At 71.6% G+C, this 24,441-nt stretch carries 25 protein-coding genes; 19 read left to right on the forward strand and 6 right to left on the reverse strand.

Annotation, left to right across the window (positions count from 1 at the left end; all coding sequences use genetic code 11):
• Positions 1-16: 16 nt before the first annotated feature.
• Positions 17-958 carry a metalloregulator ArsR/SmtB family transcription factor gene (locus BJ959_RS09575; RefSeq protein WP_153982178.1) on the reverse strand — a complete coding sequence of 314 codons (942 nt, stop codon included), beginning with the start codon at positions 956-958 and terminating at the stop codon, positions 17-19.
• A 35-nt stretch (positions 959-993) separates the two neighbouring features.
• Between BJ959_RS09575 and BJ959_RS09580 the strand changes: the two genes are divergently transcribed.
• Positions 994-1,707: an aquaporin gene (locus BJ959_RS09580; RefSeq protein ID WP_341799925.1), complete on the forward strand. Its 714-nt coding sequence runs from the start codon at positions 994-996 to the stop codon at positions 1,705-1,707.
• On the opposite strand, the gene BJ959_RS12875 is transcribed toward BJ959_RS09580, so the two are convergent.
• Positions 1,704-2,351 (reverse strand): arsenate reductase/protein-tyrosine-phosphatase family protein, encoded by a 648-nt coding sequence (locus BJ959_RS12875; RefSeq protein WP_165879005.1) that lies wholly within the window; start codon positions 2,349-2,351, stop codon positions 1,704-1,706. The two genes, BJ959_RS09580 and BJ959_RS12875, sit on opposite strands and share 4 nt — an antisense overlap.
• Positions 2,352-2,509: 158 nt before the next feature.
• Between BJ959_RS12875 and BJ959_RS09590 the strand changes: the two genes are divergently transcribed.
• The 6 genes from BJ959_RS09590 to pstB all read left to right on the forward strand — a co-directional run bounded on the left by BJ959_RS09590 (position 2,510) and on the right by pstB (position 9,907).
• Complete coding sequence (locus BJ959_RS09590; RefSeq protein WP_153982175.1) at positions 2,510-4,702, forward strand: RNA degradosome polyphosphate kinase; 2,193 nt, start codon at positions 2,510-2,512, stop codon at positions 4,700-4,702.
• Positions 4,699-5,679 carry an NUDIX hydrolase gene (locus BJ959_RS09595; protein ID WP_153982174.1) on the forward strand — a complete coding sequence of 327 codons (981 nt, stop codon included), beginning with the start codon at positions 4,699-4,701 and terminating at the stop codon, positions 5,677-5,679. Before BJ959_RS09590 ends, BJ959_RS09595 begins: the two co-directional genes overlap by 4 nt.
• Positions 5,680-5,813: 134 nt before the next feature.
• Positions 5,814-6,914: a phosphate ABC transporter substrate-binding protein PstS gene (locus BJ959_RS09600; RefSeq protein ID WP_424960746.1), complete on the forward strand. Its 1,101-nt coding sequence runs from the start codon at positions 5,814-5,816 to the stop codon at positions 6,912-6,914.
• 130 nt (positions 6,915-7,044) lie between these two features.
• Positions 7,045-8,016: a phosphate ABC transporter permease subunit PstC gene (gene pstC / locus BJ959_RS09605; protein ID WP_153982173.1), complete on the forward strand. Its 972-nt coding sequence runs from the start codon at positions 7,045-7,047 to the stop codon at positions 8,014-8,016.
• A 1-nt stretch (position 8,017) separates the two neighbouring features.
• Positions 8,018-9,097 (forward strand): phosphate ABC transporter permease PstA, encoded by a 1,080-nt coding sequence (pstA, locus tag BJ959_RS09610; protein WP_153982172.1) that lies wholly within the window; start codon positions 8,018-8,020, stop codon positions 9,095-9,097.
• A gap of 30 nt (positions 9,098-9,127) precedes the next feature.
• Positions 9,128-9,907: a phosphate ABC transporter ATP-binding protein PstB gene (gene pstB, locus BJ959_RS09615; RefSeq protein ID WP_153982171.1), complete on the forward strand. Its 780-nt coding sequence runs from the start codon at positions 9,128-9,130 to the stop codon at positions 9,905-9,907.
• 44 nt (positions 9,908-9,951) lie between these two features.
• On the opposite strand, the gene BJ959_RS09620 is transcribed toward pstB, so the two are convergent.
• Positions 9,952-10,644, reverse strand: coding sequence for a winged helix-turn-helix transcriptional regulator (locus tag BJ959_RS09620; RefSeq protein ID WP_153982170.1), 693 nt, complete (start codon positions 10,642-10,644; stop codon positions 9,952-9,954).
• A gap of 49 nt (positions 10,645-10,693) precedes the next feature.
• On the opposite strand from BJ959_RS09620, the gene BJ959_RS09625 reads away from it, so the two are divergent.
• The 5 genes from BJ959_RS09625 (at position 10,694) to BJ959_RS09645 (ending at position 15,080) form a co-directional block, all read left to right on the forward strand.
• Complete coding sequence (locus BJ959_RS09625) at positions 10,694-10,957, forward strand: hypothetical protein (protein WP_153982169.1); 264 nt, start codon at positions 10,694-10,696, stop codon at positions 10,955-10,957.
• Between the two features lie 161 nt (positions 10,958-11,118).
• Positions 11,119-11,715, forward strand: a complete 597-nt coding sequence (locus BJ959_RS09630) for a heme-binding beta-barrel domain-containing protein (protein ID WP_153982168.1) — start codon at positions 11,119-11,121, stop codon at positions 11,713-11,715.
• A complete protein-coding gene (gene ygfZ, locus BJ959_RS09635; RefSeq protein ID WP_153982167.1) occupies positions 11,708-12,889 on the forward strand; it encodes a CAF17-like 4Fe-4S cluster assembly/insertion protein YgfZ in 1,182 nt (393 codons plus the stop codon). Before BJ959_RS09630 ends, ygfZ begins: the two co-directional genes overlap by 8 nt.
• A gap of 17 nt (positions 12,890-12,906) precedes the next feature.
• Entirely contained in the window at positions 12,907-14,007 is a 1,101-nt protein-coding gene (locus tag BJ959_RS09640; protein WP_153982166.1) for an FUSC family protein, read from the forward strand.
• A 227-nt stretch (positions 14,008-14,234) separates the two neighbouring features.
• Positions 14,235-15,080, forward strand: a complete 846-nt coding sequence (locus tag BJ959_RS09645; RefSeq protein ID WP_165879004.1) for a type IV toxin-antitoxin system AbiEi family antitoxin domain-containing protein — start codon at positions 14,235-14,237, stop codon at positions 15,078-15,080.
• Positions 15,081-15,249: 169 nt separating this feature from the next.
• Here the strand turns inward: BJ959_RS09645 and BJ959_RS09650 are convergent, their stop codons facing one another.
• Positions 15,250-16,035 (reverse strand): class I SAM-dependent methyltransferase, encoded by a 786-nt coding sequence (locus BJ959_RS09650; protein ID WP_153982164.1) that lies wholly within the window; start codon positions 16,033-16,035, stop codon positions 15,250-15,252.
• Between the two features lie 53 nt (positions 16,036-16,088).
• On the opposite strand from BJ959_RS09650, the gene BJ959_RS09655 reads away from it, so the two are divergent.
• Positions 16,089-16,832, forward strand: coding sequence for a phosphoglyceromutase (locus BJ959_RS09655; RefSeq protein WP_153982163.1), 744 nt, complete (start codon positions 16,089-16,091; stop codon positions 16,830-16,832).
• A 3-nt stretch (positions 16,833-16,835) separates the two neighbouring features.
• On the opposite strand, the gene phoU is transcribed toward BJ959_RS09655, so the two are convergent.
• Entirely contained in the window at positions 16,836-17,486 is a 651-nt protein-coding gene (phoU, locus tag BJ959_RS09660; protein WP_153982162.1) for a phosphate signaling complex protein PhoU, read from the reverse strand.
• A 166-nt stretch (positions 17,487-17,652) separates the two neighbouring features.
• Between phoU and BJ959_RS09665 the strand changes: the two genes are divergently transcribed.
• On the forward strand, positions 17,653-18,807 hold the full coding sequence (locus BJ959_RS09665) for a sensor histidine kinase (RefSeq protein WP_153982161.1): 1,155 nt from the start codon (positions 17,653-17,655) through the stop codon (positions 18,805-18,807).
• A complete protein-coding gene (locus BJ959_RS09670; RefSeq protein WP_153982160.1) occupies positions 18,804-19,484 on the forward strand; it encodes a response regulator transcription factor in 681 nt (226 codons plus the stop codon). The genes BJ959_RS09665 and BJ959_RS09670 overlap by 4 nt, the downstream gene beginning before the upstream one ends.
• Positions 19,485-19,512: 28 nt before the next feature.
• On the opposite strand, the gene BJ959_RS09675 is transcribed toward BJ959_RS09670, so the two are convergent.
• Complete coding sequence (locus BJ959_RS09675; protein WP_153982159.1) at positions 19,513-19,980, reverse strand: hypothetical protein; 468 nt, start codon at positions 19,978-19,980, stop codon at positions 19,513-19,515.
• 186 nt (positions 19,981-20,166) lie between these two features.
• On the opposite strand from BJ959_RS09675, the gene BJ959_RS09680 reads away from it, so the two are divergent.
• From BJ959_RS09680 to rlmB, 4 genes are all read left to right on the forward strand, one after another.
• Positions 20,167-20,649, forward strand: coding sequence for a CarD family transcriptional regulator (locus tag BJ959_RS09680; protein WP_047565183.1), 483 nt, complete (start codon positions 20,167-20,169; stop codon positions 20,647-20,649).
• Between the two features lie 25 nt (positions 20,650-20,674).
• Positions 20,675-21,859: a 2-C-methyl-D-erythritol 4-phosphate cytidylyltransferase gene (gene ispD, locus BJ959_RS09685; RefSeq protein ID WP_153982158.1), complete on the forward strand. Its 1,185-nt coding sequence runs from the start codon at positions 20,675-20,677 to the stop codon at positions 21,857-21,859.
• Between the two features lie 134 nt (positions 21,860-21,993).
• Complete coding sequence (gene cysS, locus BJ959_RS09690) at positions 21,994-23,418, forward strand: cysteine--tRNA ligase (RefSeq protein ID WP_183321965.1); 1,425 nt, start codon at positions 21,994-21,996, stop codon at positions 23,416-23,418.
• A complete protein-coding gene (gene rlmB / locus BJ959_RS09695) occupies positions 23,405-24,394 on the forward strand; it encodes a 23S rRNA (guanosine(2251)-2'-O)-methyltransferase RlmB (RefSeq protein ID WP_183321967.1) in 990 nt (329 codons plus the stop codon). Before cysS ends, rlmB begins: the two co-directional genes overlap by 14 nt.
• The last annotated feature ends 47 nt before the right edge of the window (positions 24,395-24,441 follow it).

The following is a 24,441-nucleotide window of genomic DNA, read 5'->3' on the forward strand; positions in this document are numbered from 1 at the left end:
AAGTATAGACACATATCTATATGAGTTGGGAAAGGAGGTCGCGGACGCGCCCGTCGATGTCGTCGCGGATGCGTCGAACCGCCTCGAGCGGCTGCCCCGCGGGGTCATCGACTGCCCAGTCGAGGTAGCGCCGGCCCGGGTAGACCGGGCACGCGTCGCCGCACCCCATCGTGACCACGACGTCGGCGGCGCGGACGACATCGTCGGTGAGGGGTTTCGGGAACTCGCCTCCCAGCGGCACGCCGATCTCGTCGAGCGCGGTCACCACCGCGGGCCGAATCGCATCGATCGGCGCCGAGCCCGCCGTGCGCACCCGCACCCGGTCGCCGCCGAGGTGCCGCATGATGGCCGCGGCCAGTTGCGAGCGACCGGCGTTCTGGACGCAGACGAACAGCACGTCGATCGGCGCGCCGGCCTCTCGTCGTCGTTCGTCCCTCGCCGTCCCCGCGCTCCGCTGCTGCGCGCTCAACCGCTCGGCGGCGAACTGCGCGGTCGCCGACGGCAGTGCCCGTCCCGCACCATCCCGCTCGCGGAGCAGGTCATAGCTCTCGAGCACCACCCGCTGCACGGTCTCGCGCGAGAACGTGCCGGCGAAGCGCGTGCCGAGATCGTCAATGATGCGCCCGAGAAGGGCGCCGCTCACGGCCGAGTCGCCGACGGGTGCCGCCCACTCCTCGAGGCGCGTGGCCACCTGCTCGGGAAGCGCGTACCAGACCTCGCGACCGCGCGGCGTCCGGTCGAGCAGGCCCGCCTCGTGCAGCACCCGCAGGTGATGCGAGACCGTCGGCTGCCGGAGCGCGAGCGCATCGGTGAGCCGCCCGACGGTGAGCGCCCGATCGGGCGCGTCCAGCAGCAACCGGACGATCGCGCCGCGGGTCGCATCGCCGAGGGCGGCGAGCTCCGGCGCGAGCGGCTCCGGGGATCGCCCCGCGTTCGCCGCCGCTCCTGCCGCTCGCATAGACCCAAGTCTATGCGATGCCCTACAGTGTGCGGGTGACCGACCCGCAGCCCGCCGGCCTCCCCACCGCTCCCGCTCCCCGTTCCCTCCCGATCCGGATGCTCGCCGAAGCCCTCGGCAGCGCCGGGCTCGCCGCCACCGTCATCGGCTCGGGCATCATGGCGACCCACCTGAGCGACGACCCCGGGGTTCAGCTGCTCATCAATGCCGTCGCCACGGCCGCCGCGCTCGTCGTGCTGATCGTCGTGCTGGGGCCGGTGAGCGGCGCCCACCTCAACCCCGCGGTCACCGCGGCGCTCGTCGCCGTCGGGCGGGTGCCCGCACGGGAGATCCTGCCCACCGTCGTCGCGCAGCTCGTCGGCTTCGTCGCGGGCGCCGTGCTCGCCAACCTGATGTTCGGCGGCGCGGCCGTGTCGATCAGCACGACCGAGCGCGCCGGGGTGCCGCTGCTGCTGGGTGAGGTGGTCGCCACGGCGGGGCTCGTGGCGGTCATCCTGACTCTCGTTCTGCGCGGGCAGGGCAGCTGGGTGCCGGCCGCCGTCGGCCTGTACATCGGCAGCGCCTACTTCGCCACCAGCTCGACGAGCTTCGCGAACCCTGGCATCACGGTGGGGCGCATGCTCAGCGACTCGTTCGCGGGCATCGCCCCCGCGAACGCGCCCGCCTTCGTCGGCGCGCAGCTGCTTGGTGCCCTGCTCGGCGTGATCGTCGTGCGGTTCGTGCTCGTGCCGCGGGACGTGAGCCCCTAGGGCTCGACCGCCTCGAGCCCGCGCTGGCGCGCCAACCGCACGACCGCCTGTGCCAGCTCGTCGCGCGTGCGGCGCATGCCGCCCTTGCCGCTGCCCGCCCCGCCCGCGAGGCTCCAGGTCTGCAGGGCAGGGCCGGCCAGGTGGTCGAGCGGGTCGCCGCAGTCGAACTGCACGACGACATCGGCCGCGGCCACGAACTCGGGCGTGATCGGCTTCGGGTACTCCCCGACGGTGCTGACGCCGAGCTCGTCGAGCGACTCGATCACCGCGGGCAGGATGCGCGCCACGGGATCGACGCCGGCACTGGCCACCCGCACGCCCGGCGCGACGGCCGCGCGCATCAGCGCCGCCGCGAGCTGCGAGCGTCCGCCGTTGCCCGCGCACACGAACAGGAACGACGGGGGCGCGGCGGCCCGGCCCTGCGAGGCCGCGCGCCAGCGCAGCGCTTCGAGCCGGTCGGCCGCGAGCTGCGCGGTCAGCGCCCGGGCGTGCGCCGTCGGGTGGTCGAGGTGCCGGTAGCGCCGGGCGCTGTCGAGCACCAGCTCGCGCACCTGCTCGACCGGGGCGACGCGGGAGTAGCGGCGCGCCAGCCGCTCGCTGATGCGGTCGAGCACGTCGAGGGCGCGGGGGGCGTGGAGCGTCACCGCGGCACCGCGCGCTCGCCCGTCCGTGCGGCGTCGGCACGCATCCGCCCCGTCGTTGCCCCGGTCATTCCCCCAGTGAACGCGAGAGCCGTGAACGCGCGGTGAACGCCGGGCGACGCCGAGCGGGCAGGCCCGGGTTTCCTGCCACAATGGGCGCCATGCAGGAGGACGGGCTGACCGAGGCGGGTTACCAGGTCGACGGCGGCGTGGGCGGCGACTTCCTCGACGACTACGACGAGTCGACGAGCGTCGACGACGGCACGCTCCCGATCGACCGCTATCTCGACCGCGAGCTGAGCTGGCTGCGGTTCAACCAGCGCGTGCTCGAGCTGGCCGAGGACGACGCGGTGCCCCTGCTCGAGCGCGCGAACTTCCTCGCCATCTTCGCCAGCAACCTCGACGAGTTCTTCATGGTGCGCGTGGCGGGGCTCAAGCGTCGGATCGTCACCGGGCTCGCGGTGCCGACCAACACCGGCCGGGCGCCGGCCGACGTGCTCGCCGACATCAACGCGCTCGCGCTCGAGCTGCAGCTGCGGCACGCGCGCGCCTTCCACGAGCTGGTGAAGCCGGCCCTCGACGACGCGGGCATCCACATCGAGACCTGGGCCGACCTCAACGAGGCCGACCGCGCGCGCGTCGACGAGATCTTCTCCGCCCAGATCTTCCCCGTGCTCATGCCGCTCGCCGTCGACCCGGCGCACCCGTTCCCCTACATCTCGGGGCTCTCGCTCAACCTGTCGGTGCGGGTGCGCAACCCGAAGACCGACCGCGTCGAGTTCGCCCGCCTGAAGGTGCCGCAGGTACTGCCGCGCTTCGTGCAGCTGCCCGACGACGGCTCGGGCCGTGTTCGGTTCCTCACCCTCGAAGACCTCATCTCGAACCACCTCGACGAGCTCTTCCCGGGCATGGAAATCCTCGAGCACCACGAGTTCCGGGTCACCCGCAACGAGGACGTCGAGATCGAGGAGGACGAGACCGAGAACCTCATCCAGGCCCTCGAGCGCGAGCTCCTGCGGCGCCGCTTCGGCCCGCCGATCCGCCTCGAAATCACCGATGACATGGATGACGTGACCCTCGGCCTGCTGGTGCGCGAGCTCGGCATCACCGAGAACGAGGTGTACCGCCTCCCGGCGCCCCTCGACCTCGGCGGCCTCTTCGAGGTCGCCAAGCTCGACCGTCCGCACCTGAAGTACCCGAAGCATGTTCCCGTCACGCCGCTGCAGCTGCAGCCGGCCGAGCCGAACGCCGCACCCGATGTGTTCGCGTCGATCGCGCGCGGCGACATCCTCGTGCACCACCCCTACGAGTCGTTCGCGACGAGCGTGCAGGCCTTCCTCGAGCAGGCGGCCCGCGACCCCAACGTGCTCGCCATCAAGCAGACCCTGTACCGCACGAGCGGCGACAGCCCGATCATCGAGGCGCTCATCGACGCCGCCGAGGCCGGCAAGGCCGTGCTCGCCCTCGTCGAGATCAAGGCCCGCTTCGACGAGCAGAACAACATCGAGTGGGCGCGCAAGCTCGAGAAGGCGGGCGTGCACGTCGTCTACGGCCTGGTCGGGCTGAAGACGCACTGCAAGCTGGCCCTGGTCGTGCGGCAGGAGAAGAACGGCGAGCTTCGGCACTACGCCCACATCGGCACGGGCAACTACAACCCGAAGACGAGCCGCATCTACGAAGACCTGGGGCTGTTCACCGCCGACGACCAGGTCGGCAAAGACCTCACCCGCCTGTTCAACGAGCTCTCGGGATACGCGATCGAGAAGAAGTTCAAGCGCCTGCTCGTGGCGCCGCGCTACCTGCGCCGCGGGTTGCTCAAGCACATCCGCACCGAGACCGAGAACGCGCGCGCCGGGCTGCCCTCGGGCATCCGCATCAAGGTGAACTCGCTCGTCGACGAGGCGATCATCGACGCCCTCTACCGGGCCAGCCAGGCCGGTGTGCCGGTCGACATCGTCGTGCGCGGCATCTGCGCCCTCGTTCCGGGGCGGGATGCCCTCAGCGAGACCATCCGCGTGCGCAGCGTGCTCGGCCGCTACCTCGAGCACTCGCGCATCTTCGCGTTCCACAACAACGGCGACCCGCAGGTCTACATCGGCAGCGCCGACATGATGCACCGCAACCTCGACCGGCGGGTCGAGGCGCTCATCCGGCTCACCGACCCCGCCCACCTGGCCTACATCGACGAGCTCTTCACGACCACGATGGCCGGCACGACGGCCTCGTGGCACCTCCAGAGCGACGGCTCGTGGCAGCGCCACCACCGTGATGAGCACGGTCGGCCGCTCGCCGACCTGCAGAATGTGGTCATGAACCAGGTGACATCACGGCGACGAGGCGCGACGCGCGCATGAGCTCCGCATCCGCCCCCGTCGCCACCCGGCCGGCCCAGGCCGACCCGGTGCTCGCCGCCGGAGCCCTCGTCTGGAAGATGGTCGACGGCAAGGCGCGGGTGCTGCTCGTGCACCGCACGCAGCACAAGGACGTCTCGCTGCCCAAGGGCAAGGTCGACCCGGGCGAGACCCTTCCGCACACCGCCGTGCGCGAGATCGCGGAGGAGACCGGCTTCGACGTCGTGCTCGGCGCGCCGCTGGGCACGGTCGAGTACGTGCTGCCGAACGGCAAGCCGAAGGTCGTGCACTACTGGTCGGCCGAGGTCGATCCCGGCCAGGCCGAGCGGCACAGCTACGAGGCCAATGGCGAGATCCGCGCGCTCGAGTGGGTGCCGCTCGCGAAGGCGGCCAAGCGCCTCAGCTACGCGCACGACGCCGAGATCGTCGAGCGCTTCGCCGCCCAGCTCGATGCGGGGCTCGCCCGCACCTTCGCGCTCATCGTGCTGCGGCACGGCAAGGCCATGCCGCACGAGCGGTGGGATGGCCCCGACCACTCGCGCCCCCTGCTGCACCACGGCCTCGAGCAGTCGCAGTCGGTCGCCGGCGGCATCGCCGCCTTCGGCCCTGAGGTGCTCGTCTCGAGCACGGCGGCGCGCTGCCTGGCGACGATCGCGCCGACCGCGGCAGCCACCGCGCTGCCGGTGAAGCACTCGACCGGCATCAGTCAAGACGCCTACTCCGCTGACGGCGCGCGCGTGCAGCGGCAGGTCGCCAAACGGCTCGGGCGCCGTCGTACGGCCGTGCTCTGCAGCCACGGCCCGGTCATCCCGCAGATCATCGCCGCGGCCGCCGAACTCGCCGGCATCGGCGTGACGCCCGCCGTTCGACGCGGTGCGGCCCTCTCCACCGGGGAGTTCACGGTCATGCACTTCGCGCGCGAGAGCGAGCATCCGCGCCTGGTCGCGATCGAGACCCACGCTCCCGCCGTCGAGGCGTGACCGGCTTCGTCCGTCGTTAACCTTCCGTTCACCTCGTCGGCGGAGCCTGGTCACCAGCCGTGCTTAGCGTGACACCGCACGGCGTTCCGAGCCGCGCAAGCATTCCTGACACCTATCCCTAGAAAGGGACCACAGTGAACATCAAGCGTGCGGGCAGCGTTGCTGCCATGGCCGTCGTCGGTGCTCTTGTTCTGAGCGCCTGCGCGGCGAACGAGGGCGAGGCGCCCGAGGAGACCGGCGCGAGCCTCAGCGGCACCCTGGTCGGTGCCGGCTCGTCGGCCGTCGGCGCGGCGCAGGAGAGCTGGATCGCGGCCTTCCAGACCGCGAACCCCGACGTCACCGTCAGCTACGACCCCACCGGCTCGGGCGCGGGTCGCGAGACCTTCGCGGGCGGCGGCTCGGACTTCGCTGGCACCGACCGGGCGTTCAACGACGAGGAGCTCAACGGCGGCGTCGAGTTCGTGGGCTGCGCCCCCGACTCGGGCATCGTGCAGCTTCCGCTCTACATCTCGCCGATCGCCGTCATCTTCCAGCTCGAGGGCATCGACTCGCTCAACATGACCGCCGACGTGATCGCGGGCATCTTCGCCGAGCAGATCACCAACTGGAACGACCCGGCCATCGCCGCCCTCAACGAGGGTGTCGAGCTGCCCGACCTGGCCATCACGCCGGTTCACCGCTCGGACGACTCGGGCACCACCGAGAACTTCACCGACTACCTCGCCCAGGCCGCTCCCTCGGTGTGGACCTACGAGGCCGACGGCGTGTGGCCGCTCGACTCGGGTGAGGCTGCTCAGGGCACCTCGGGTGTTGTCGACGCCGTCACCAACGGCACCGGCACCATCGGCTACGCCGACGCCTCGCGCGCCGGTGACCTCGGCACCGTCTCGGTGGGCGTGGGCGACGAGTTCGTGCCCTTCTCGCCGGAGGCCGCCGCGGCCGTCGTCGACGCCTCGCCGTTCGTCGAGGGTCGCGCCGACTACGACCTGAGCATCGAGCTGGCCCGCGACACCACCGAGTCGGGCGTGTACCCCGTCGTGCTCGTCGCGTACCTGGTGGCCTGCGAGACCTACACCGACCCGGCCAAGGCCGAGCTGGTGAAGGCCTACTTCACCTACATGGCCAGCCCCGAGGGCCAGGCCGACGCTCAGGCCGGCGCGGGCTCGGCCCCGATCTCGGCCGCGCTCTTCGAGCGCGTGACCGCCGCGATCGAGGTCATCGGCGCCGCCGAGTAACCGGAAGCACTAGCACCATCGACGGCGTGGGGTGCGGATGCGGTTGCCTCCGCACCCCACGCCCGTCAGACTGAACCCGCAGCACCCAGACGCTCCTCTGCTTCAGACCCCCCGGAAGGATCCCGCCTCGATGTCTGCCACCGAAGCGACAGAGCCCACCGAAGCGGCACAGCAGAGAACGCCCCTCCGCGCGAAGCAGCGCCTCGGCGACATCGTCTTCTCGCGAGCGGCCCTGATCTCGGGCTCTGCGATCCTCCTCATCCTCGCTCTCGTCGCGATCTTCCTCGTCGCCCAGAGCCTCCCCGCCGTCGTCGCCGATCCCGGCGACTTCATCGGCAAGCCGGCGAGTCTGTGGGACTACGTCTGGCCCCTCGTCTTCGGCACGCTGTGGTCGGCGACGCTCGCCCTCGTCATGGCGCTCCCTCTCGCGATCGGCATCGCGCTCTTCATCTCGCACTACGCCCCGCGGCGCCTGGCTCAGCTGCTCGGCTACATCATCGACCTGCTCGCCGCGGTGCCCTCGGTCGTCTACGGGCTCTGGGGCATCGGCGTGCTCGCCCCGGCCGTGCTGCCGGCCTACCAGTGGCTCACCGAGAACCTGGGCTGGATCCCCTTCTTCGCCGGCCCGGTGTCGGGCACGGGCCGCACGATCCTCACCGCCGCGATCGTGCTCGGGGTGATGATCCTGCCGGTGATGACCGCCATCTGCCGCGAGATCTTCCTCCAGACCCCGGTGCTGCACGAGGAGGCGGCGCTCGCCCTGGGGGCAACGCGCTGGGAGATGATCACGATGGCGGTGCTGCCGTTCGGCCGCCCGGGCATCATCTCGGGCGCCATGCTCGGCCTCGGCCGGGCGCTCGGCGAGACGATGGCGGTCGCCATGGTGCTGTCGCCGCAGGCGATCATCACCTTCGCCCTGCTGCAGTCGGCCAACCCGAACACGATCGCCGCGAACATCGCCCTGAGCTTCCCCGAGTCGTACGGGGTCAACGTGAACCTGCTGATCTTCACCGGCCTCGTGCTCTTCCTCATCACGCTCGCCGTCAACTCGATCGCGCGCTACATCGTCAACCGCCGCAAAGACTTCTCGGGAGCGAACTGAGATGACCGCGACCCAGGCTCCGGCCGGCATCACCAACAGCCTCACCCAGGGGCGCCTGCACCCGCGCACGCCGTGGGTGATCCTCGGGCTATCGCTGACGGCCGCGGCCGGCATCGTCTCGCTGATCTCCGCCTCCACCGACTCCGCGTTCTCGCTCGTCGGCACGGTGGCCCTCGGCGCGCTGTTCTACCTGGTGATGGTGGTCGTCATCAGCCGCCAGGTCGAGGGCTCGCGCCAGGCCACTGACCGCTTCGTGACGGCGCTCGTCACCGGCGCCTTCCTCGTCGCGATGACCCCGCTCGTGTCGCTGCTGTTCACGGTCGTCGTCAACGGCTCTGCGCGCTTCGATGTGCAGTTCTTCACCAGCTCGATGCGCAACGTCGTCGGCGAGGGGGGCGGCGCGATCCACGCGATCGTCGGCACGCTCCTCATGACCGGCACCGCGGCCATCATCTCGATCCCGATCGGTCTGCTCACCGCGATCTACCTCGTCGAGTACGGCCGCGGCCCCCTGGCCCGGGCGATCACGTTCTTCGTCGACGTCATGACGGGCATCCCCTCGATCGTCGCCGGCCTGTTCGCCTACGCACTGTTCGCCCTGTTCTTCGACCCGGGCATCCGCATGGGCTTCGCCGGGGCCATCGCACTCTCCGTGCTGATGATCCCCGTCGTCGTGCGCTCGTGCGAGGAGATGCTCCGCGTCGTGCCGAACGAGCTGCGCGAGGCCTCGTACGCGCTCGGCGTGCCCAAGTGGCTGACGATCCTCAACGTCGTGCTGCCCACCTCGGCCGCGGGCATCGCGACCGGCATCATGCTCTCGATCGCCCGTGTCATCGGCGAGACAGCGCCGCTGCTCATCGTCGCCGGGTTCTCGCAGAGCATGAACTACAACCTGTTCGCCGACCGCATGCAGTCGCTGCCGGTGTTCGTGTTTACCTCGTACTCCATCCAGGGTGTCGACACCCAGGCCTACCTCGACCGCGCCTGGGCGGGCGCGCTCACGCTCATCCTGATCGTGATGCTGCTCAACCTGATCGCCCGCCTGATCGCCCGCTTCTTCGCCCCCAAGCTCGGCCGCTGAGCCCCCTACCGATCGAAGGAACCCGCACTCGTGTCCAAGCGCATCGAAGTCAACGACCTCAACGTCTACTACGGCAAGTTCAAGGCCGTCGAGGACGTCACTATGGTCATCGAGCCCCGCAGCGTGACCGCCTTCATCGGCCCCTCGGGCTGCGGCAAGTCGACCTTCATCCGCACGCTCAACCGCATGCATGAGGTGATCCCGGGCGCCTACGTCGAGGGCCAGGTGCTCGTCGACGGCGATGACCTGTACGGCCCCGGCGTCGACCCGGTGCTCGTGCGCCGCCAGGTCGGCATGGTGTTCCAGCGCCCCAACCCCTTCCCGACCATGTCGATCCGCGACAACGTGCTCGCCGGTGTGAAGCTCAACAACCGTCGTATCAGCAAGACCGACGCCGACGACCTCGTCGAGAAGTCGCTGCGCGGCGCCAACCTCTGGAACGAGGTCAAGGACCGCCTCGAGCGCCCCGGCTCGAGCATCTCGGGCGGCCAGCAGCAGCGTCTCTGCATCGCTCGCGCGATCGCCGTCGAGCCCGAGGTGATCCTCATGGACGAGCCCTGCTCGGCCCTCGACCCGATCTCGACGCTCGCCATCGAAGACCTCATCGAAGAGCTCAAGCAGAACTACACGATCGTCATCGTCACCCACAACATGCAGCAGGCCAGCCGCGTGAGCGACAAGACGGCGTTCTTCAACATCGCCGGCACCGGCAAGCCGGGCAAGCTCATCGAGTACGACGACACCTCGGTGATCTTCTCGAACCCGAGCGTCAAGGACACCGAGGACTACGTCTCGGGCAAGTTCGGGTAGACCTGCGCCGGGCGGCCGGGCTTGCGGGGTGACGACGCGCGCCGTCAGGCGTCGACCGACTCCGTCGCCGGTTCGCTGTCATCCTCGTGCAGCGTGAAGCGGTAGCCGACGTTGCGCACCGTGCCGATCAGCGACTCCATGTCTCCGAGCTTCGCGCGCAGGCGCCGCACGTGCACGTCGACGGTGCGGGTGCCGCCGAAGTAGTCGTAGCCCCACACCTCGCTCAGCAGCTGCTCGCGCGTGAAGACGCGGCTCGGGTGCGTCGCGAGGAACCGCAGCAGCTCGAACTCCTTAAACGTGAGGTCGAGCGGCCGGCCGTTGACCTTGGCCGAGTAGCTGGCCTCGTCGATGACCACCCCGGAGGCGCGGATCATCGACGACCCCTGGTCGCGATCCTGGCGCCCGATGGCGAGCCGGATGCGCGCATCCACCTCGGCCGGCCCCGCCGAGTCGAGCAGCACGTCGTCGATGCCCCACTCCGCGTTCACCGCGGTCAGGCCGCCCTCGGTGAGCACCACGATGATCGGCGAGCCCGCCCCCGTGGTCGTCAGGATCTTGCAGAGCGACTTGGCGCTCGCGAGGTCGGCGCGGGCATCCACCAGGATGATGTCGGCCGGGGGCGCGCCGACGAGCGCCGCGGGCTGGGCGGGGATCCGCCGCACGCGGTGGCTGAGCAGCCCCAAAGCCGGCAGAACGTCGCTGTCCACCTGCGAGGTCAGGATCAACAGCTGCGCCATGGGCCCTCCCGGTGTCCCGCACAGTCTACAAGCGCCCTAGCATGGGGGCATGTCCCGCACGATCGCGACCGCGTTGCCCGTCTGGGTGGTCGTCGCGGGTGCCGCCGTCGCGGTCGCGCTGCTGGTGCCGCGCGATCAGTGGTGGGGCATCCTGCCGGTCATCGCGGCCGGCGCCACGTTGCTGACGTTCGTGATCCAGGTGAGCCTGCAGTCGAAGGACGGCCTGGTCACCCGCATGCTCGTCACCGTGTCGGGGGTCTTCGTGCTGCTCGCCGCGGCCTCGCTCATCACGCTGCTGCTCGCGGGCTTCTAGGGGCTTCTCGCAGTCTCTCCCGGCGTAGACTGGGCACATGCTCATCGCTCTGGAGTTCTTCTTCCTCGGCCTCCTCGGCCTAGCGACGATCGCCATCGGCCTCGTCTCGGCGGTCGTGCTCGTCAACCTGTACCGCGGCCAGCGCTGATCGCGCCGGCCCCGTGATCACCCTCGACACGAACCTGCCGGCCGAGCTCGCCCCGCTCGCCTGGCTGATCGGCGTCTGGGACGGCACCGGGGTCGTCCACTACCGCGACGGCGATCGCACCCGCACCCACGAGTTCGGGCAGCGCGTGAGCTTCAGCCACGACGGCCTCAACTACCTGAACTACTCGTCGACCACCTGGCTGCTCGACGACGAGAACACGCCGCTGAACGCCGAAGCCGGCTACTGGCGCCTGCACCGCCCCTCTGCCGCGGGCGATCCCGGCCCGGGCATGCTGCCCGGCGACGGGCCGCGGCCGTTCGCGACCGCTGAGCAGGTCGAGACCCTCCGGGCCGAGCACGGCGGCTTCGACGTCGAGGTCGCGCTGATCCACCCGAGCGGCATCAGCGAGCTCTACCTCGGCCGCACCGCGGGCGCCCGCATCGACCTGCAGACCGACGCCGTCATGCGCTCGGCCAGCGCCAAGGAGTACTCGGCCGCCACCCGCCTCTACGGGCTCGTCGACGGCAAACTCCTCTGGGCGTGGGATATCGCCGCGCTCGGCAACGACCTCCGCACCCACGCCTCCGGAACGCTGACCCGCGATGGCTGAGCTGTCGTCCGGCCCCTCGCCGCTGCTCGGGCTTCCCGGTGCCGTCGCCGGCTCCGCGCCGGCCGCGACCGCGACGGCGGCGCACTACGGCGACCCGGTCGCCGAGCAGCGGATGCTCGCCGCCGGCCGCGCGATCGTCGACCTCTCCGACCGCGGCGTGGTGACCGTGACCGGCCTCGACCGGCTCACCTGGCTCGACTCGCTCACCTCGCAGTCGCTCGCCGGGCTCGAGCCGAGCGTCGGCGCCGAGACGCTGCTGCTCGACCCGAACGGACGGCTCGAGCACAGCATCCGCGTCATCGACGATGGCACCACCGCGTGGCTGCTGATCGACGGCCCGCAGGCCGCGCCGCTCGCCGCCTGGCTCGACCGCATGCGGTTCATGATGCGCGTGGAGGTCGCCGACGCGTCGGGGGAGTGGGCGACGCTCGGGCAGCTGCTGCCCGCGGGTGCCGATGCCGGAGCTGGTGCCGGAGCTGATGGAGGCGCCGACGCACCGCTCGTCGCCCCCGCCGCGCCGAACGGTGTGCCGCTGCTGTGGCGCGACCCCTGGGCGGCCGTGCAGGCCGGCGGCTGGCAGTACGCCGCCGCCGACGAGCACCCCGCCGCCGACTTCCCCGCCGTCGAGCTGCTCGTCGAGCGCGCGCGACTCGCGGAGGTCGCCGACGCCGCGCGCGCGGGCACGCTCCCCCTCGCCGGCGCGCTCGCCCTCGAGGCGCTCCGCATCGCCGCCTGGCGGCCCCGCATGACCGAGGTCGACGAGCGCGGGATCCCGCACGAGGTCGACTGGCTGCGCTCGGCCGTTCACCTCACGAAGGGCTGCTACCGCGGCCAGGAGACGGTCGCCAAGGTGCACAACCTCGGCCACCCGCCGCGCCGCCTCGTGCTGCTGCACCTCGACGGCTCCGACGCTCTGCTGCCCGAGCCCGGCGCGGAGGTGCGCGCCGGCGACGCGGTCGTCGGCACCCTCACCGCCGCGGCGCGGCACCACGAGCTCGGGCCGATCGCGCTCGCCCTCGTCAAGCGCGGCCTCGATCCGGCCGCGGCGCTCGTCGTCGAGGCGGAAGGCACTCCGATCGCCGCCGCGCAGCAGGTGATCGTGCCTCCCGACGCCGGTGCCACCGCGAACGTGCCGCGCATCCCGCGCCTCGGCGCGGTGCCGCGCGCAACCTGAGCCGGGCGGCGGTCGGCATGAGCGAGGGCGGCGCGGAGCTGCGGCGGCTGGAGCGCCGCATCCGTCTGCGCTTGGATGCCCGCACCGCGCTCGACCGCGCCCTGCGCTCGCTGCCCGCCATCGGCCAGATCGTCGTCGCGGCGACGCTGGCCTACCTACTGGCGCGGGGGCTGCTCGGGCACGAGCTGCCGCTCGTCGCCGTCACCGTGACGATCGTGTCGCTCGGCCTCGCGCGCGACACCACCCCGCGCCGGGTCGCCGAGACCGTCGTCGGCATGAACATCGGCATCGCGATTGCCGCCCTCCTCGTGCAGGGGATCGGCCGCGGCGCGTGGCAGATCGCGGTGATCCTCGCCGTCACCCTCGTGATCGCCCGCCTGCTCTCGCCCTCCGCGCCGTTCGCGATCGCCGCCGGCGTGCAGTCGATGCTCGTCGCCGTGCTGCCGTCGCCCGACGGCGGGGTGTTCGCCCGCAGCCTCGACGGGCTCATCGGCGGAGCGGTCGCGCTGCTCATCACGGCGCTGATCCCGCGTTTCGACCTGCTGCGCCCGCGTGGAGAGGTCGCCGCCCTGTACTCGCTGCTCGATCAGGCCGCGACGGGTATGCACGACGCCCTGCGGCTCGGCGACGCGGCCGCCGCCGAGCTCGCTCTCGCGCGCAGCCGCCGCACCCAGTCGCTGCTCGACGACTGGAGCCGCGGGCTCGACAGTGCGCGGGCCGTCGCGGCTGTGTCGCCCTGGCTGCGGCGCCAGCGGCACCGGCTGGCCGAGGAGTCCGCCCTGCAGCAGGTCAGTGACCTCGTCACGCGGCACGTGCGGGCGCTCGCGCGCCGGGTCGAGGTTGTCGCCCGCGACGGGGTGCCCCGCCCGCTGCTCGCCGAGCTGCTCGCCCAGGCCGCGGAGCTGCTGCGGCTGCTCGCCCGCAGCAGCGATGACGAGGCCGCCCGCTACGCCGCCCGTGCCGTCGCGGCGGGGCTCGCCGCCCGCTGCGCGCCCACCGCGGTCGACGGGGTCGCCGACCAGGTTGTCGTCGTGCTGCTGCGCCCGCTCACCTTCGACGTGCTCGTGCACCTCGGCACCCCGCCCGACGACGCACGCGCCCTGCTGCCCCCGCTCTGAGCCGCGCGGGGAGCCCGGCTCGCGCGCCCGCACCCCGACAGTCGCCGTGCCACAAATCACGGAGTCTTGGGAAGGGGAGGGGCACTTTCGCGCGTGAGATACCCGAGCGTGCACCGAAAGTCCGTGATTCGTCACACGGCTCCTCCCGTATGGGAGGCGGCTCGTCATCGCTCACCGGTTTCGACGACGTGCGGCGGGGGCGCCCGCAGCCCGCCGACACTGCGGCGATGCGACGCCTCACCACTCTGGCCGCCGAGCGCGGCGGACTCATCCCGACCTTTCGACTGCGGCAGAGCGGGCTCTCGCCTCGACGAATCGCCGCCCTCTGCCATGCGGGCCAGCTCACGCGCGTGCGACACGGCTGGTACGTGCTCCCCGGCACGCCGAACCCTGTCGTCGAGGCCGTCCGCGTCGGCGGGCAGCTCACGTGTTCCACCGCGCTCGCCCTGCACGGGGTGTGGGTGCATGCCGCACCCTGCATCCACGTCGCCGTCAACCGGCACGCCACACAGTTGCGGTCGGCGAGCGACCCGCGTCGCCGACTCGAGCCGCTCGACCCTGACGTCGTCGTGCACTGGCGGAGGGCATCCACCGCGACGACCTCGATGGTCTCGTCGGTCGCCGACGCGATCGACGACTACGCGCGGTGTGCCCCGCTCGAGCATCGAGCGGTCGCCGTCGATAGCGCATTGCATCGCGGAGTGCTGTCCCCTCAGCACCCGGCCGCGGTCGCGCTGCGCCCGCTCGGCGTCATCGGCATCTGCGAGTCAGGCACCGAGACGGTCTTCTGGCTGCGGATGCGGCGCCACAGTCTGCCCGTCACCCGCCAGGTGCGCATCCCGTCTGTGGGGCGGGTCGACTTCCTGATCGGGGAGCGGCTCGTCATCGAAGTTGACGGGCGGGAGTTCCACGACCGCGAATCGTCCTTCGACCACGACCGCGATCGAGACGCGCAGTTGTCGATTCTCGGGTACCGCGTGCTGCGGTTCTCGTACCGCCAGGTCTTCGACCGCTGGGACACCGTCGAGGCCGCAGTGCTTGCGGCCATCGGGCGCGGCGACCACCTGCCGTGACGCGCGGCGCGAGGCGACCGGTTGAGTGAGCTGCCGCTGTCACGAATCACGGAATATCGAGCGGTCGCAGCCCGCACGTCGGCGCGCACCATATCGCGTCGGCCCAATAGTCCGTGATTTGTGACACCGGGGGGCAACGGGCGGTAAGGAGCTGTGTGAGGCGGGCGGCTCAAGGGTGCGGGGCGACCGCCTCCCAGGCGACGGTGAGCTCGCCGAGCCGCCAGCGCTCGGGGCCGCCGAGCACGGGCCACCCGGCCTCGCGCAGCCCCCGCGCCGCGGCGACGAAGCGCTGGCGGGGCGAGAAGGTCGACAGGGGAGCGTTGCGGGCCCACTGCGCGTCGAGCTCGCGCAGCAGGGCGTGCACGCCCTCTCCGGGCACGTTGCGGTGGATCAAGGCCTTTGGCAGCCGTTCCGCGACGACCGACGGCCCGCCGAGCTCGTCGAGCGTGCCGAGGTGCAGCGCCACGGTGAGCGACCGCGGACCCTCGGGGTCGAGCGCCACCCAGCTGGCGACCCGGCCGACCTCGCTGCAGGTGCCCTCCAGCAGCAGCCCCCCGGAGGCGAGCCGCGACCGCATCAGCGCCCACGCCGCCGCGACCTCGCCCTCCTCGTACTGCCGCAGCACGTTGGCGGCGCGGATGACCGCCGCCCGGGCATCCCCGTCGAGCGGCACCTCGAATCCGCCCCGCCGGAAGGTCAGCCCGTCCCGCGCGAACGGCGCGGCGGCGGCCACCCGCTCCGGGTCGATCTCGATGCCGACCACCCGGGCGTCGGGCCGCACCCGTCGGGCGCGCTCGAGCAGCTCGAGCGCCGTCCAGTGCGCGGCCCCGTAGCCGAGGTCGACGATGAGGGGGTCGGATGCGCGCCGCAGCGCGGAATGCGCGGCGATGAACCGATCCATGCGCCGGAGACGGTTGACGCCCGTCGTGCCCCGCGTGATCCGTCCCTCCGCCATGCGACCATTCTCGTGCCCGCGGCCGACCGCCGCGCCCTCGGTAGGCTGGAGGCATGACCTCCACGCTGATCCTGCTGCGCCACGGCCACTCCGTCTGGAATGAGAAGAACATCTTCACCGGCTGGGTCGACGTCGGCCTCACCGAGCAGGGCAGGGCCGAGGCGCGCCGCGCCGGCGAGCTCATTGCGGCGTCCGGCCTCGAGCCCCGCGTGCTGCACACGAGCCTGCTGAAGCGCGCGATCCACACCGCCAACATCGCGCTCGAGGTCGCCGAGCTCGACTGGCTGCCGGTGAAGCGCAGCTGGCGCCTCAACGAGCGCCACTACGGCGCCCTGCAGGGCCTCAACAAGGCCGAGACGCTGGCCGCCCACGGCGAGGAGCTCTTCATGACCTGGCGCCGCAGCTTCGACACCCCGCCGCCGCCGCTCTCCGACGACGCCGAGTACAGCCAGGTGCACGACCCGCGCTACGTCGGCATCGACGGCGACGTGCCGCGCACCGAGAGCCTCAAGCTGGTCATCGACCGGATGCTGCCCTACTGGCACGCCGAGATCACGAGCGACCTCGCCGCGGGCCGGACGGTTCTCGTGACCGCCCACGGCAACTCGCTCCGCGCCCTCGTGAAGCACCTCGACGGAATCAGCGACGAGGCGATCGCCGAGCTGAACATCCCCACCGGCATCCCGCTCGTCTACGAGCTGGGCGACGACTTCATGCCCGTGAAGCCGGCCGAGTACCTCGACCCGGAGGCCGCCGCCGCCGGGGCCGCGGCGGTCGCCGCGCAGGGCAAGAAGTAGGGGTCAGTCGACGGGCGACCAGTCGCCCGTCGCCAGGTACTGCACCTTCTTCGAGATCGAGACGGCGTGGTCGGCGAAGCGCTCGTGGTAGCGCGACGCGAGCGTGGCGTCGACCGTGTCGATGGCCTCGCCCTTCCAGGTCTCGCCGAGCACCTTGTCGAACACGCTGAGGTGCAGGGCGTCGATCTTGTCGTCCTCATTGCGGATGTGCTCGGCGATCGCCACGTCCTCGGTCATCAGCAGCTCGACGAGCTTGCGAGCGATCTCGACGTCGAGAGCGCCCATCTCCTTGAAGGTTCCGCGCAGGCTCTTCGGCACGACCTTGTCGGGGAACCGGTAGCGCGCCAGCTGGGCAATGTGCTCGGCCATGTCGCCCATGCGCTCGAGCGAGGCACTGATGCGCAGAGCACTGACGACGACGCGCAGGTCGCGGGCGACCGGCTGCTGGCGAGCCAGGATGTTGATCGCGAGCTCGTCGAGCTCAGCCGCGGCGACGTCGATGCGCGTGTCGTCGGCGATCACCGTCTCCGCGAGGGAGACGTTCGACTCGTTGAACGCGGTCGTCGCGTTCTCGATCGAGACCGCGACGAGCTCGGCGATCTCGACGAGGCGCTCGCGCACCTCCCGGAGCTCCTGCTGGAACACTTCGCGCATCTCAGGTCACGTCCTCTTCATGGTCGGCGGGTGTCGGCGCATTCCCTGTCACCGTGCCGTTCGGCGGTGAACGGCCTCTTGCCCGCAGGTTAATTCTCGGCGACGCCGCCCGTCTGGGGCCTTTCGGCGCTCCGAGGGCTCATCACCGGTCACTAATCTAGTCGCCATGGACTCGGCACTGCTGGTGCCCCTCGCTCTCGCGCTCGGCGCGGTCGTCGGGGGAGGTGCGGTCGTCGCGGTCATCGGGGCAGCGCGCCGGGGGCGGATGGCCGCCGAGGTCGCGTCGACGAGCGTTCCCGACGGGGTCGATCAGGTGATCCAGGTGCTCGAGTCGGCGGGCGTCGTGCTCGACCCCAGCAACAACGTGGTCTCCGCATCCCCCCGCGCCGTCACCCTCGGCCTGGTCTGGAACCGGACGCTCGTGCATGCCCGCCTCGTCGAGCTCGTCGACCGGGCGCGCCGCGCCGGTGAGCCGATCACCGAGGAGCTCGAGCTCTCGCGGGGCCCGCTCGGCGACGCCGCGCTGCATCTCTCGGTGCGCGCCGCCCGCCTGGGCAGCCGGTACATGCTGCTGCTCGTCGAAGACCGCACCGAGTCGTACCGCCTCGACGCCGTGCGGCGCGACTTCGTCGCCAACATCAGCCACGAGCTGAAGACCCCCATCGGCGCCATCGGCCTGCTCGGCGAGGCCCTCGGTCACGCCGCCGATGACCCCGTGCAGGTGCGCCGCTTCGCCGAGCAGCTGTCGAAGGAGTCGGCGCGCCTGGCGAGCCTGACCCAGGAGATCATCGAGCTCTCGCGCCTGCAGGCGAAGGACGCGCTTCTGCACCCCGACGTCGTCGAGCTCGATCAGGTCGTGGCCGCCGCCATCGACCAGAACCGCGTGCTCGCCGACTCGCGCCGCGTCGCCCTCGTCGGCGGCGGGCAGAAGGGCCTGCGAGTCTGGGGCGACGAGGCCATGCTCATCACGGCCGTGCACAACCTCGTGCACAACGCCGTGCAGTACTCGCCCTCGCCGTCGCGCGTCGGCATCGGCGTCACGGCGACCGATGACGTCATCGAGATCGCCGTCACCGATCAGGGCATCGGGATTCCCGAGGACGAGCTCGACCGCGTCTTCGAGCGCTTCTTCCGCGTCGACCAGGCCCGGTCGCGCACGACGGGCGGCACGGGCCTCGGCCTGAGCATCGTCAAGCACGTGGTGCAGAACCACGGCGGCGATGTGCGCGTCTGGTCCCAGCCGGGCCGCGGCTCGACGTTCACCATACGCCTGCCGCGCGTTCTCGAGCCGGCACCGACCCTCACGAAGGCCCGCTCATGACCCGCATCCTGCTCGTCGAGGACGAGGCCGCGCTCGCCGAGCCCCTCGCCTACCTGCTGACCCGCGAGGGCTACGAGACCGTGGTCGCCGACAACGGGCTGGAGGCGCTCGCCGCCTTCGACCGGGGCGGCATCGACCTCGTGCTGCTCGACCTCATGCTGCCGGGTCTGGCCGGCACCGAAGTGTGCCGCGAGCTGCGGCAGCGCTCGACCGTGCCGATCATCATGCTCACGGCGAAAGACAGCGAGGTCGATATCGTCGTGGGGCTCGAGCTGGGCGCCGACGACTACGTGACGAAGCCGTATTCGACGCGCGAGCTGCTGGCGCGCATCCGGGCCGTTCTGCGGCGTCAGACGGATGCGGGCGACATCGATGACGGCGTGCTCGCCGCGGGTACCGTGCGCATGGATGTCGAGAAGCATCAGGTGACCGTCGACGGCGAGGTCGTGGCGATGCCGCTCAAGGAGTTCGAGCTGCTTGAGCTGCTGCTGCGCAACGCCGGTCGCGTGCTCACCCGCGGCCAGCTGATCGACCGGGTGTGGGGCGCCGACTACTTCGGCGACACCAAGACTCTCGACGTGCACGTGAAGCGCATCCGCTCGAAGATCGAGCCCGACCCCTCGAACCCGCGCATGCTGGTGACGGTGCGGGGGCTCGGCTACCGCTTCGAGGCGTAGCAGGGCGGGTCGCCCTCCGCAGGTCGCCTTAGGGTACGAAGAGTTCGTACTCGGGCAGCGCCCCGTCGAGCACGGGCACCAGAACCTCGACCCCTTCGGCGCCGGGGTAGGCGAAGAAGACGGGCACGAGCCCACCGATGGTCGCGCCGGTGCCGGTGATCAGCAGCTGGTCCTGCTCCGGACCGCCGAAGGCGGTGCGCCCGTTCGCGCCGACGAAGATCTCCTCGGTGATGCGCTCGCCGCCCGCTTGCCACTGCACGGTGACGCGGCGGTCGGTGTCAGCGGTGCTGACGACGGTCATGACCAGGTTGAGCTCGTCGGGGTCGTCGCCGATGAGCAGCGCGTTGCGGATCGCCAGGTCGCCGACTTCGGCGCCGACCCCGTCGCTCGGGTCGTAGTCCTTCTGGGTGGCGATGTTCGCCGAGAAGGTGCAGCCCGTGCTGCCGAGGAGGAGGGCGGCCGCGAGGGCGATCGACGCCGCGACGCGAGATTTCACGAGTGGTCTCCTAACAGGCCGTCGGGGGCCCTGGCGCACGCGTCGCAGGCGACTCGCAGGGGGCCCGGTCGAGTCTAGTCTAGCGAGCGTTCAGCGGCCTCTCGGCGGGCTGCCGGAGGCCCTCCGGCCCCGATTGCTGAGAAACCGCTGTGGTAGACTGGGGGTTCTGCGGAAGGACCACCATCCATGCTTTTCCAGGTCGGCGAGACGGTCGTGTACCCCCATCACGGGGCGGCGACGATCATCGAAGTCAAGAACCGAATCATCAAGGGCGAAGAGAAGCTCTACCTCAAGCTCAACGTCACGCAGGGCGACCTGACGATCGAGGTCCCGGCCGAGAACGTCGACCTCGTCGGCGTGCGTGACGTGATCGGCCAGGAGGGCCTCGACAAGGTGTTCGAGGTGCTGCGGGCCCCGTTCACCGAGGAGCCCACGAACTGGTCGCGCCGCTACAAGGCGAACCTCGAGAAGCTCGCGTCGGGCGACGTCATCAAGGTCTCCGAGGTCGTGCGCGACCTCTGGCGCCGCGATCAGGACCGCGGCCTGAGCGCCGGCGAGAAGCGGATGCTGGCCAAGGCCCGTCAGATCCTGATCAGTGAGCTCGCCCTCGCCGAGAAGACCGACGAGGAGAAGGCCTCGACGGTGCTCGACGAGGTCCTCGCCTCCTAGTCGCACTCCCGTCGACGGCTCGAGCGTGAGCGTTCCTGCGGCCGCCGAGGCGCCTCGCCTGGCGATCATCGTCGTGGCCGCGGGCAGCGGCACGCGCCTCGGCCTCGGGGTTCCGAAGGCGTTCGTGCCACTGGCCGGCAGACCGTTGCTCGAGCACGCTCTCGAGCGTGTCTTCGACCAGCCCGAACCGGCGCAGGTCGTCGTCGTCGCTCCCGCCAGCCACCGCGCCGAGGCGGTCGCCATCGGCCGTCGTGTCGCCGGCATCGCTGCGGATGCCCTCACGGTGGTGGTCGGCGGCGACAGCCGGGCGGCCTCCGTGTCGGCGGGTCTCGCCGCGGTGGCCGACACCGCCGACGTCGTGCTGATCCACGATGCGGCGCGCGCTCTCACGCCCGCCGAGGTCTTCACCCGGGTCGTGCAGCGTGTGCGAGCCGACCGGGCGGGTGTCATCCCGGCGCTCGCCGTGGTCGATACGATCGCGCGCCGCACGCCGGAGGGAGCCGTGCTCGGCCAGGTCGACCGCTCCGAGCTGGCCGCGGTGCAGACGCCGCAGGGCTTCCCGCTCGCGGCGTACCGCGCGGCCGTCGCGGCTATCGTCCCCGGCGTCGAGCACACCGACGATGCCAGCGTGTTCGCCGCGGCTGGGCATCCCGTCGTCACCGTCGAGGGCGACGATCGCGCCTTCAAGGTGACCACTCCGTGGGACCTCCGCCGGGCCGAGCAGCTGGTGCGCGGCGCCGGCCCGGCCCTGCGCACGGGCATCGGCATCGATGTGCATGCCTATGACGACGCGCGGCCGCTCTGGCTCGGCGGGCTGTACTGGCCCGACGAGCCCGGGCTCGCCGGGCACAGCGACGGCGACGCGATCAGCCACGCCATCTGCGACGCCCTGCTCTCGGCCGCGGGGCTCGGCGACATCGGCTCGCGCTTCGGCGTCGACGACCCGCGGTTCGCGGATGCGCGCGGCGAGGTGTTCCTGACCGCGACCCTCGAGCTGGTGCGCGACGCGGGCTTCGAGGTCGTCAACGTCGCCGTGCAGGTGGTCGCGAAGCGCCCCCGGTTCGCGGCCCGGCGGCACGAGGTCGAGGCGCTGCTCACCCGTCTGCTCGGGGCACCGGTGAGCGTCGCGGCGACCACGACCGATGGCCTCGGCTTCACCGGCCGCGCCGAGGGTGTGGCGGCCGTCGCCACGGCACTGCTTCATTCCTGATCGCGCCGCCGCTGCGTTCAATCCTGATCGCGCCGCCGCTTCTGCGGCGCGATGCGCTCCGGCCGCCGAGCGCGGTCGCCGACCTCCGCGCTTCCCGCCAAGGGTTCCTCGTAGCCCGCCGGTAGGCTGGGGCGGTGACCGTGCGCCTCTACGACAGCCTGCAGCAGGCCGTCGTCGACCTCGAACCGCGCGTCGAGGGCCACGTCGGCATGTACGTCTGCGGCCCGACCGTGCAGTCGGCGCCGCACATCGGGCACCTGCGCAGCGCGCTCGTCTACGACCTGTGGCGGCGCTGGCTCATCCACCGCGGCTACACGGTCACGTTCATCCGCAACGTCACCGACATCGATGACAAGATCCTCGCCAACGCGAGCGACGCCGAAGCGTGGTACGCCCTGGCCTACCGCGTCGAGCTCGAGTTCTCGGCCGGGTACCGGGCCCTGGGCATCCTGCCGCCCACGTACGAGCCGCGCGCGACCGCCAGCATCGCGCAGATGCACGCGCTGATCGAGACCCTCATCGAGCGCGGCCATGCCTACGCCGCCGACGACGGCAGCGGCGACGTCTACTTCGACGTGCGCAGCTGGCCGACGTACGGGGCGCTCACCCGGCAGAGCCCCGACGACATGGCCGAGGCGGGGGATGCTCCCGCCCGCGCCAAGCGCGACCCCCGCGACTTCGCCCTCTGGAAGGGCGCCAAGGCCGACGAGCCCGCGAGCGCGCACTGGGCGTCGCCGTGGGGCAGCGGGCGGCCCGGCTGGCACATCGAGTGCTCGGCGATGGCGGCGCGCTACCTCGGCGAGGCCTTCGACATCCACGGCGGCGGGCTCGACCTGCGGTTCCCGCACCACGAGAACGAGCTCGCGCAGTCGAGCGCGGCCGGGCACGCCTTCGCTCGCCACTGGGTGCACAACGGCCTGGTCACCGTCGAGGGCCAGAAGATGTCGAAGTCGCTCGGCAACTCGGTGTTCGCGGCCGACCTGCTCGCCGCGCACGAGCCGGCCGTCGTGCGCTACTGGCTCGGCTCGGCCCACTACCGCTCGACGATCGACTACACGCCGACCTCGCTCGACGAGGCTCGCGAGGCCCTCGGCCGCATCCGCGCCTTCCGCGGGCGGGCGCGGGCGCGCCTGGCGGCGGATGTTCCGCCGCCGTCGCCCGGCACCCCCGCCACCGCCGTTCCCGAAGCCTTCGCCGCCGCGCTCGACGACGACCTCGCGGTTCCCCAGGCGCTCGCCGCGCTGCACGAGACCGTGCGTGCCGGCAACAGTGCGCTGGACTCCGGCGACGATGAGGCCGCCCGTACCGCCCTCGAGCAGGTCGACGCGATGGTCGACGTGCTCGGCCTCGACGATGCCGCCCCGAGCGGGCGGGGTGCCGCGGCCGCGGGCCGCGCGCTCGCCGCGCTCGTCGAGCTCAAGCTCGCCGAGCGGCGGGCCGCCCGGGCCGAGCGCGACTTCGCGGCCGCCGACCGCATCCGTGACGAGCTGACCGCCGCGGGCATCCAGCTCGAAGACACCCTCACCACGACCGACTGGAGTATCGATGGCCACCCCTAAGCGCCCCGGCGCGAGCAAGAAGAAGAAGGGCCCGACCGTCGGATCCGGAGGGCAGGGGCGCCAGGCGCTCGAGGGCCGCGGCCCGACGCCGAAGGCGGAGGACCGCAGCTGGCACCCCGCGGGCAAGCGCAAGGCCGCGCAGGAGCGACTCGCGGCGGCGAAGGGCCGCGGGGGAGCATCCGCGGGAGGCGGTCAGCAGGGCCGAGCCCGCTCACCGAAGAAGAACGGCGACGTCGAGGTGGTCAGCGGCCGCAACTCGGTGCTCGAGGCGCTGCGCGCGAAGGTGCCCGCGACCACGCTCTACATCGCGGCCCGCGTCGAGATGGACGACCGCGTGAAGGAGTCGCTGGCGCTCGCCACCAAGAAGGGCATTCCCGTGCTCGAGGTGATGCGCCCCGAGCTCGATCGGCTCACCGGCGAGAACTCGGTGAACCAGGGCATCGCGATCACCGTGCCGGCCTACCAGTACGCGCACCCGCTCGACCTGGTCTCGCGCGCGGTCGACCGCGGGCAGACGCCGCTGCTCGTCGCGCTCGACGGCATCACCGACCCGCGCAACCTCGGGGCGATCATCCGGTCGACGGCCGCGTTCGGCGGGCACGGCGTGATCGTGCCGCAGCGCCGGTCGGTCGGCGTGACGGCCGCGGCCTGGAAGACCTCGGCGGGCGCCGCCGCGCGCACGCCCGTGGCGATGGCCGCGAACCTGACCCAGACGCTCAAGGCGATGAAGGCCGAGGGCGTGTTCGTGCTCGGCCTCGACGGCGGCGGCGACATCGCGCTGCCCGGGCTCGAGCTGGCCGACCGACCGCTCGTCATCGTGGTCGGCAGCGAGGGCCAGGGCCTGTCGCGCCTGGTCACCGAGACCTGCGACGCGATCGTGTCGATCCCGATCTCGGCGGCCACCGAGTCGCTCAACGCCGGCATCGCGGCGAGCGTCGCGCTGTACGAGGTGGCGCGGCGGCGCGCGGAGCGCTAGCCCGCGAATCGCGCGATGCCGCTTCGGCGGGGTACTCTCGCCCTGTT

It is taken from the genome of Microcella frigidaquae (genome assembly GCF_014200395.1).
Lineage (GTDB): Bacteria > Actinomycetota > Actinomycetes > Actinomycetales > Microbacteriaceae > Microcella > Microcella frigidaquae.

Coding starts and splice junctions, on each gene's coding strand:
- BJ959_RS09575 (WP_153982178.1), bottom strand. CDS start 958: ATGCGAGCGGCAGGAGCGGCGGCGAACGCGGGGCGATCCCCGGAGCCG.
- BJ959_RS09590 (WP_153982175.1), top strand. CDS start 2,510: ATGCAGGAGGACGGGCTGACCGAGGCGGGTTACCAGGTCGACGGCGGC.
- rlmB (WP_183321967.1), top strand. CDS start 23,405: ATGGCCACCCCTAAGCGCCCCGGCGCGAGCAAGAAGAAGAAGGGCCCG.
- pstC (WP_153982173.1), top strand. CDS start 7,045: ATGTCTGCCACCGAAGCGACAGAGCCCACCGAAGCGGCACAGCAGAGA.
- phoU (WP_153982162.1), bottom strand. CDS start 17,486: ATGCGCGAAGTGTTCCAGCAGGAGCTCCGGGAGGTGCGCGAGCGCCTC.
- BJ959_RS09640 (WP_153982166.1), top strand. CDS start 12,907: ATGAGCGAGGGCGGCGCGGAGCTGCGGCGGCTGGAGCGCCGCATCCGT.
- pstA (WP_153982172.1), top strand. CDS start 8,018: ATGACCGCGACCCAGGCTCCGGCCGGCATCACCAACAGCCTCACCCAG.
- BJ959_RS09680 (WP_047565183.1), top strand. CDS start 20,167: ATGCTTTTCCAGGTCGGCGAGACGGTCGTGTACCCCCATCACGGGGCG.
- BJ959_RS09595 (WP_153982174.1), top strand. CDS start 4,699: ATGAGCTCCGCATCCGCCCCCGTCGCCACCCGGCCGGCCCAGGCCGAC.
- BJ959_RS09650 (WP_153982164.1), bottom strand. CDS start 16,035: ATGGCGGAGGGACGGATCACGCGGGGCACGACGGGCGTCAACCGTCTC.
- ygfZ (WP_153982167.1), top strand. CDS start 11,708: ATGGCTGAGCTGTCGTCCGGCCCCTCGCCGCTGCTCGGGCTTCCCGGT.
- BJ959_RS09655 (WP_153982163.1), top strand. CDS start 16,089: ATGACCTCCACGCTGATCCTGCTGCGCCACGGCCACTCCGTCTGGAAT.
- BJ959_RS09665 (WP_153982161.1), top strand. CDS start 17,653: ATGGACTCGGCACTGCTGGTGCCCCTCGCTCTCGCGCTCGGCGCGGTC.
- BJ959_RS09625 (WP_153982169.1), top strand. CDS start 10,694: ATGTCCCGCACGATCGCGACCGCGTTGCCCGTCTGGGTGGTCGTCGCG.
- BJ959_RS09620 (WP_153982170.1), bottom strand. CDS start 10,644: ATGGCGCAGCTGTTGATCCTGACCTCGCAGGTGGACAGCGACGTTCTG.
- BJ959_RS09670 (WP_153982160.1), top strand. CDS start 18,804: ATGACCCGCATCCTGCTCGTCGAGGACGAGGCCGCGCTCGCCGAGCCC.
- BJ959_RS09645 (WP_165879004.1), top strand. CDS start 14,235: ATGCGACGCCTCACCACTCTGGCCGCCGAGCGCGGCGGACTCATCCCG.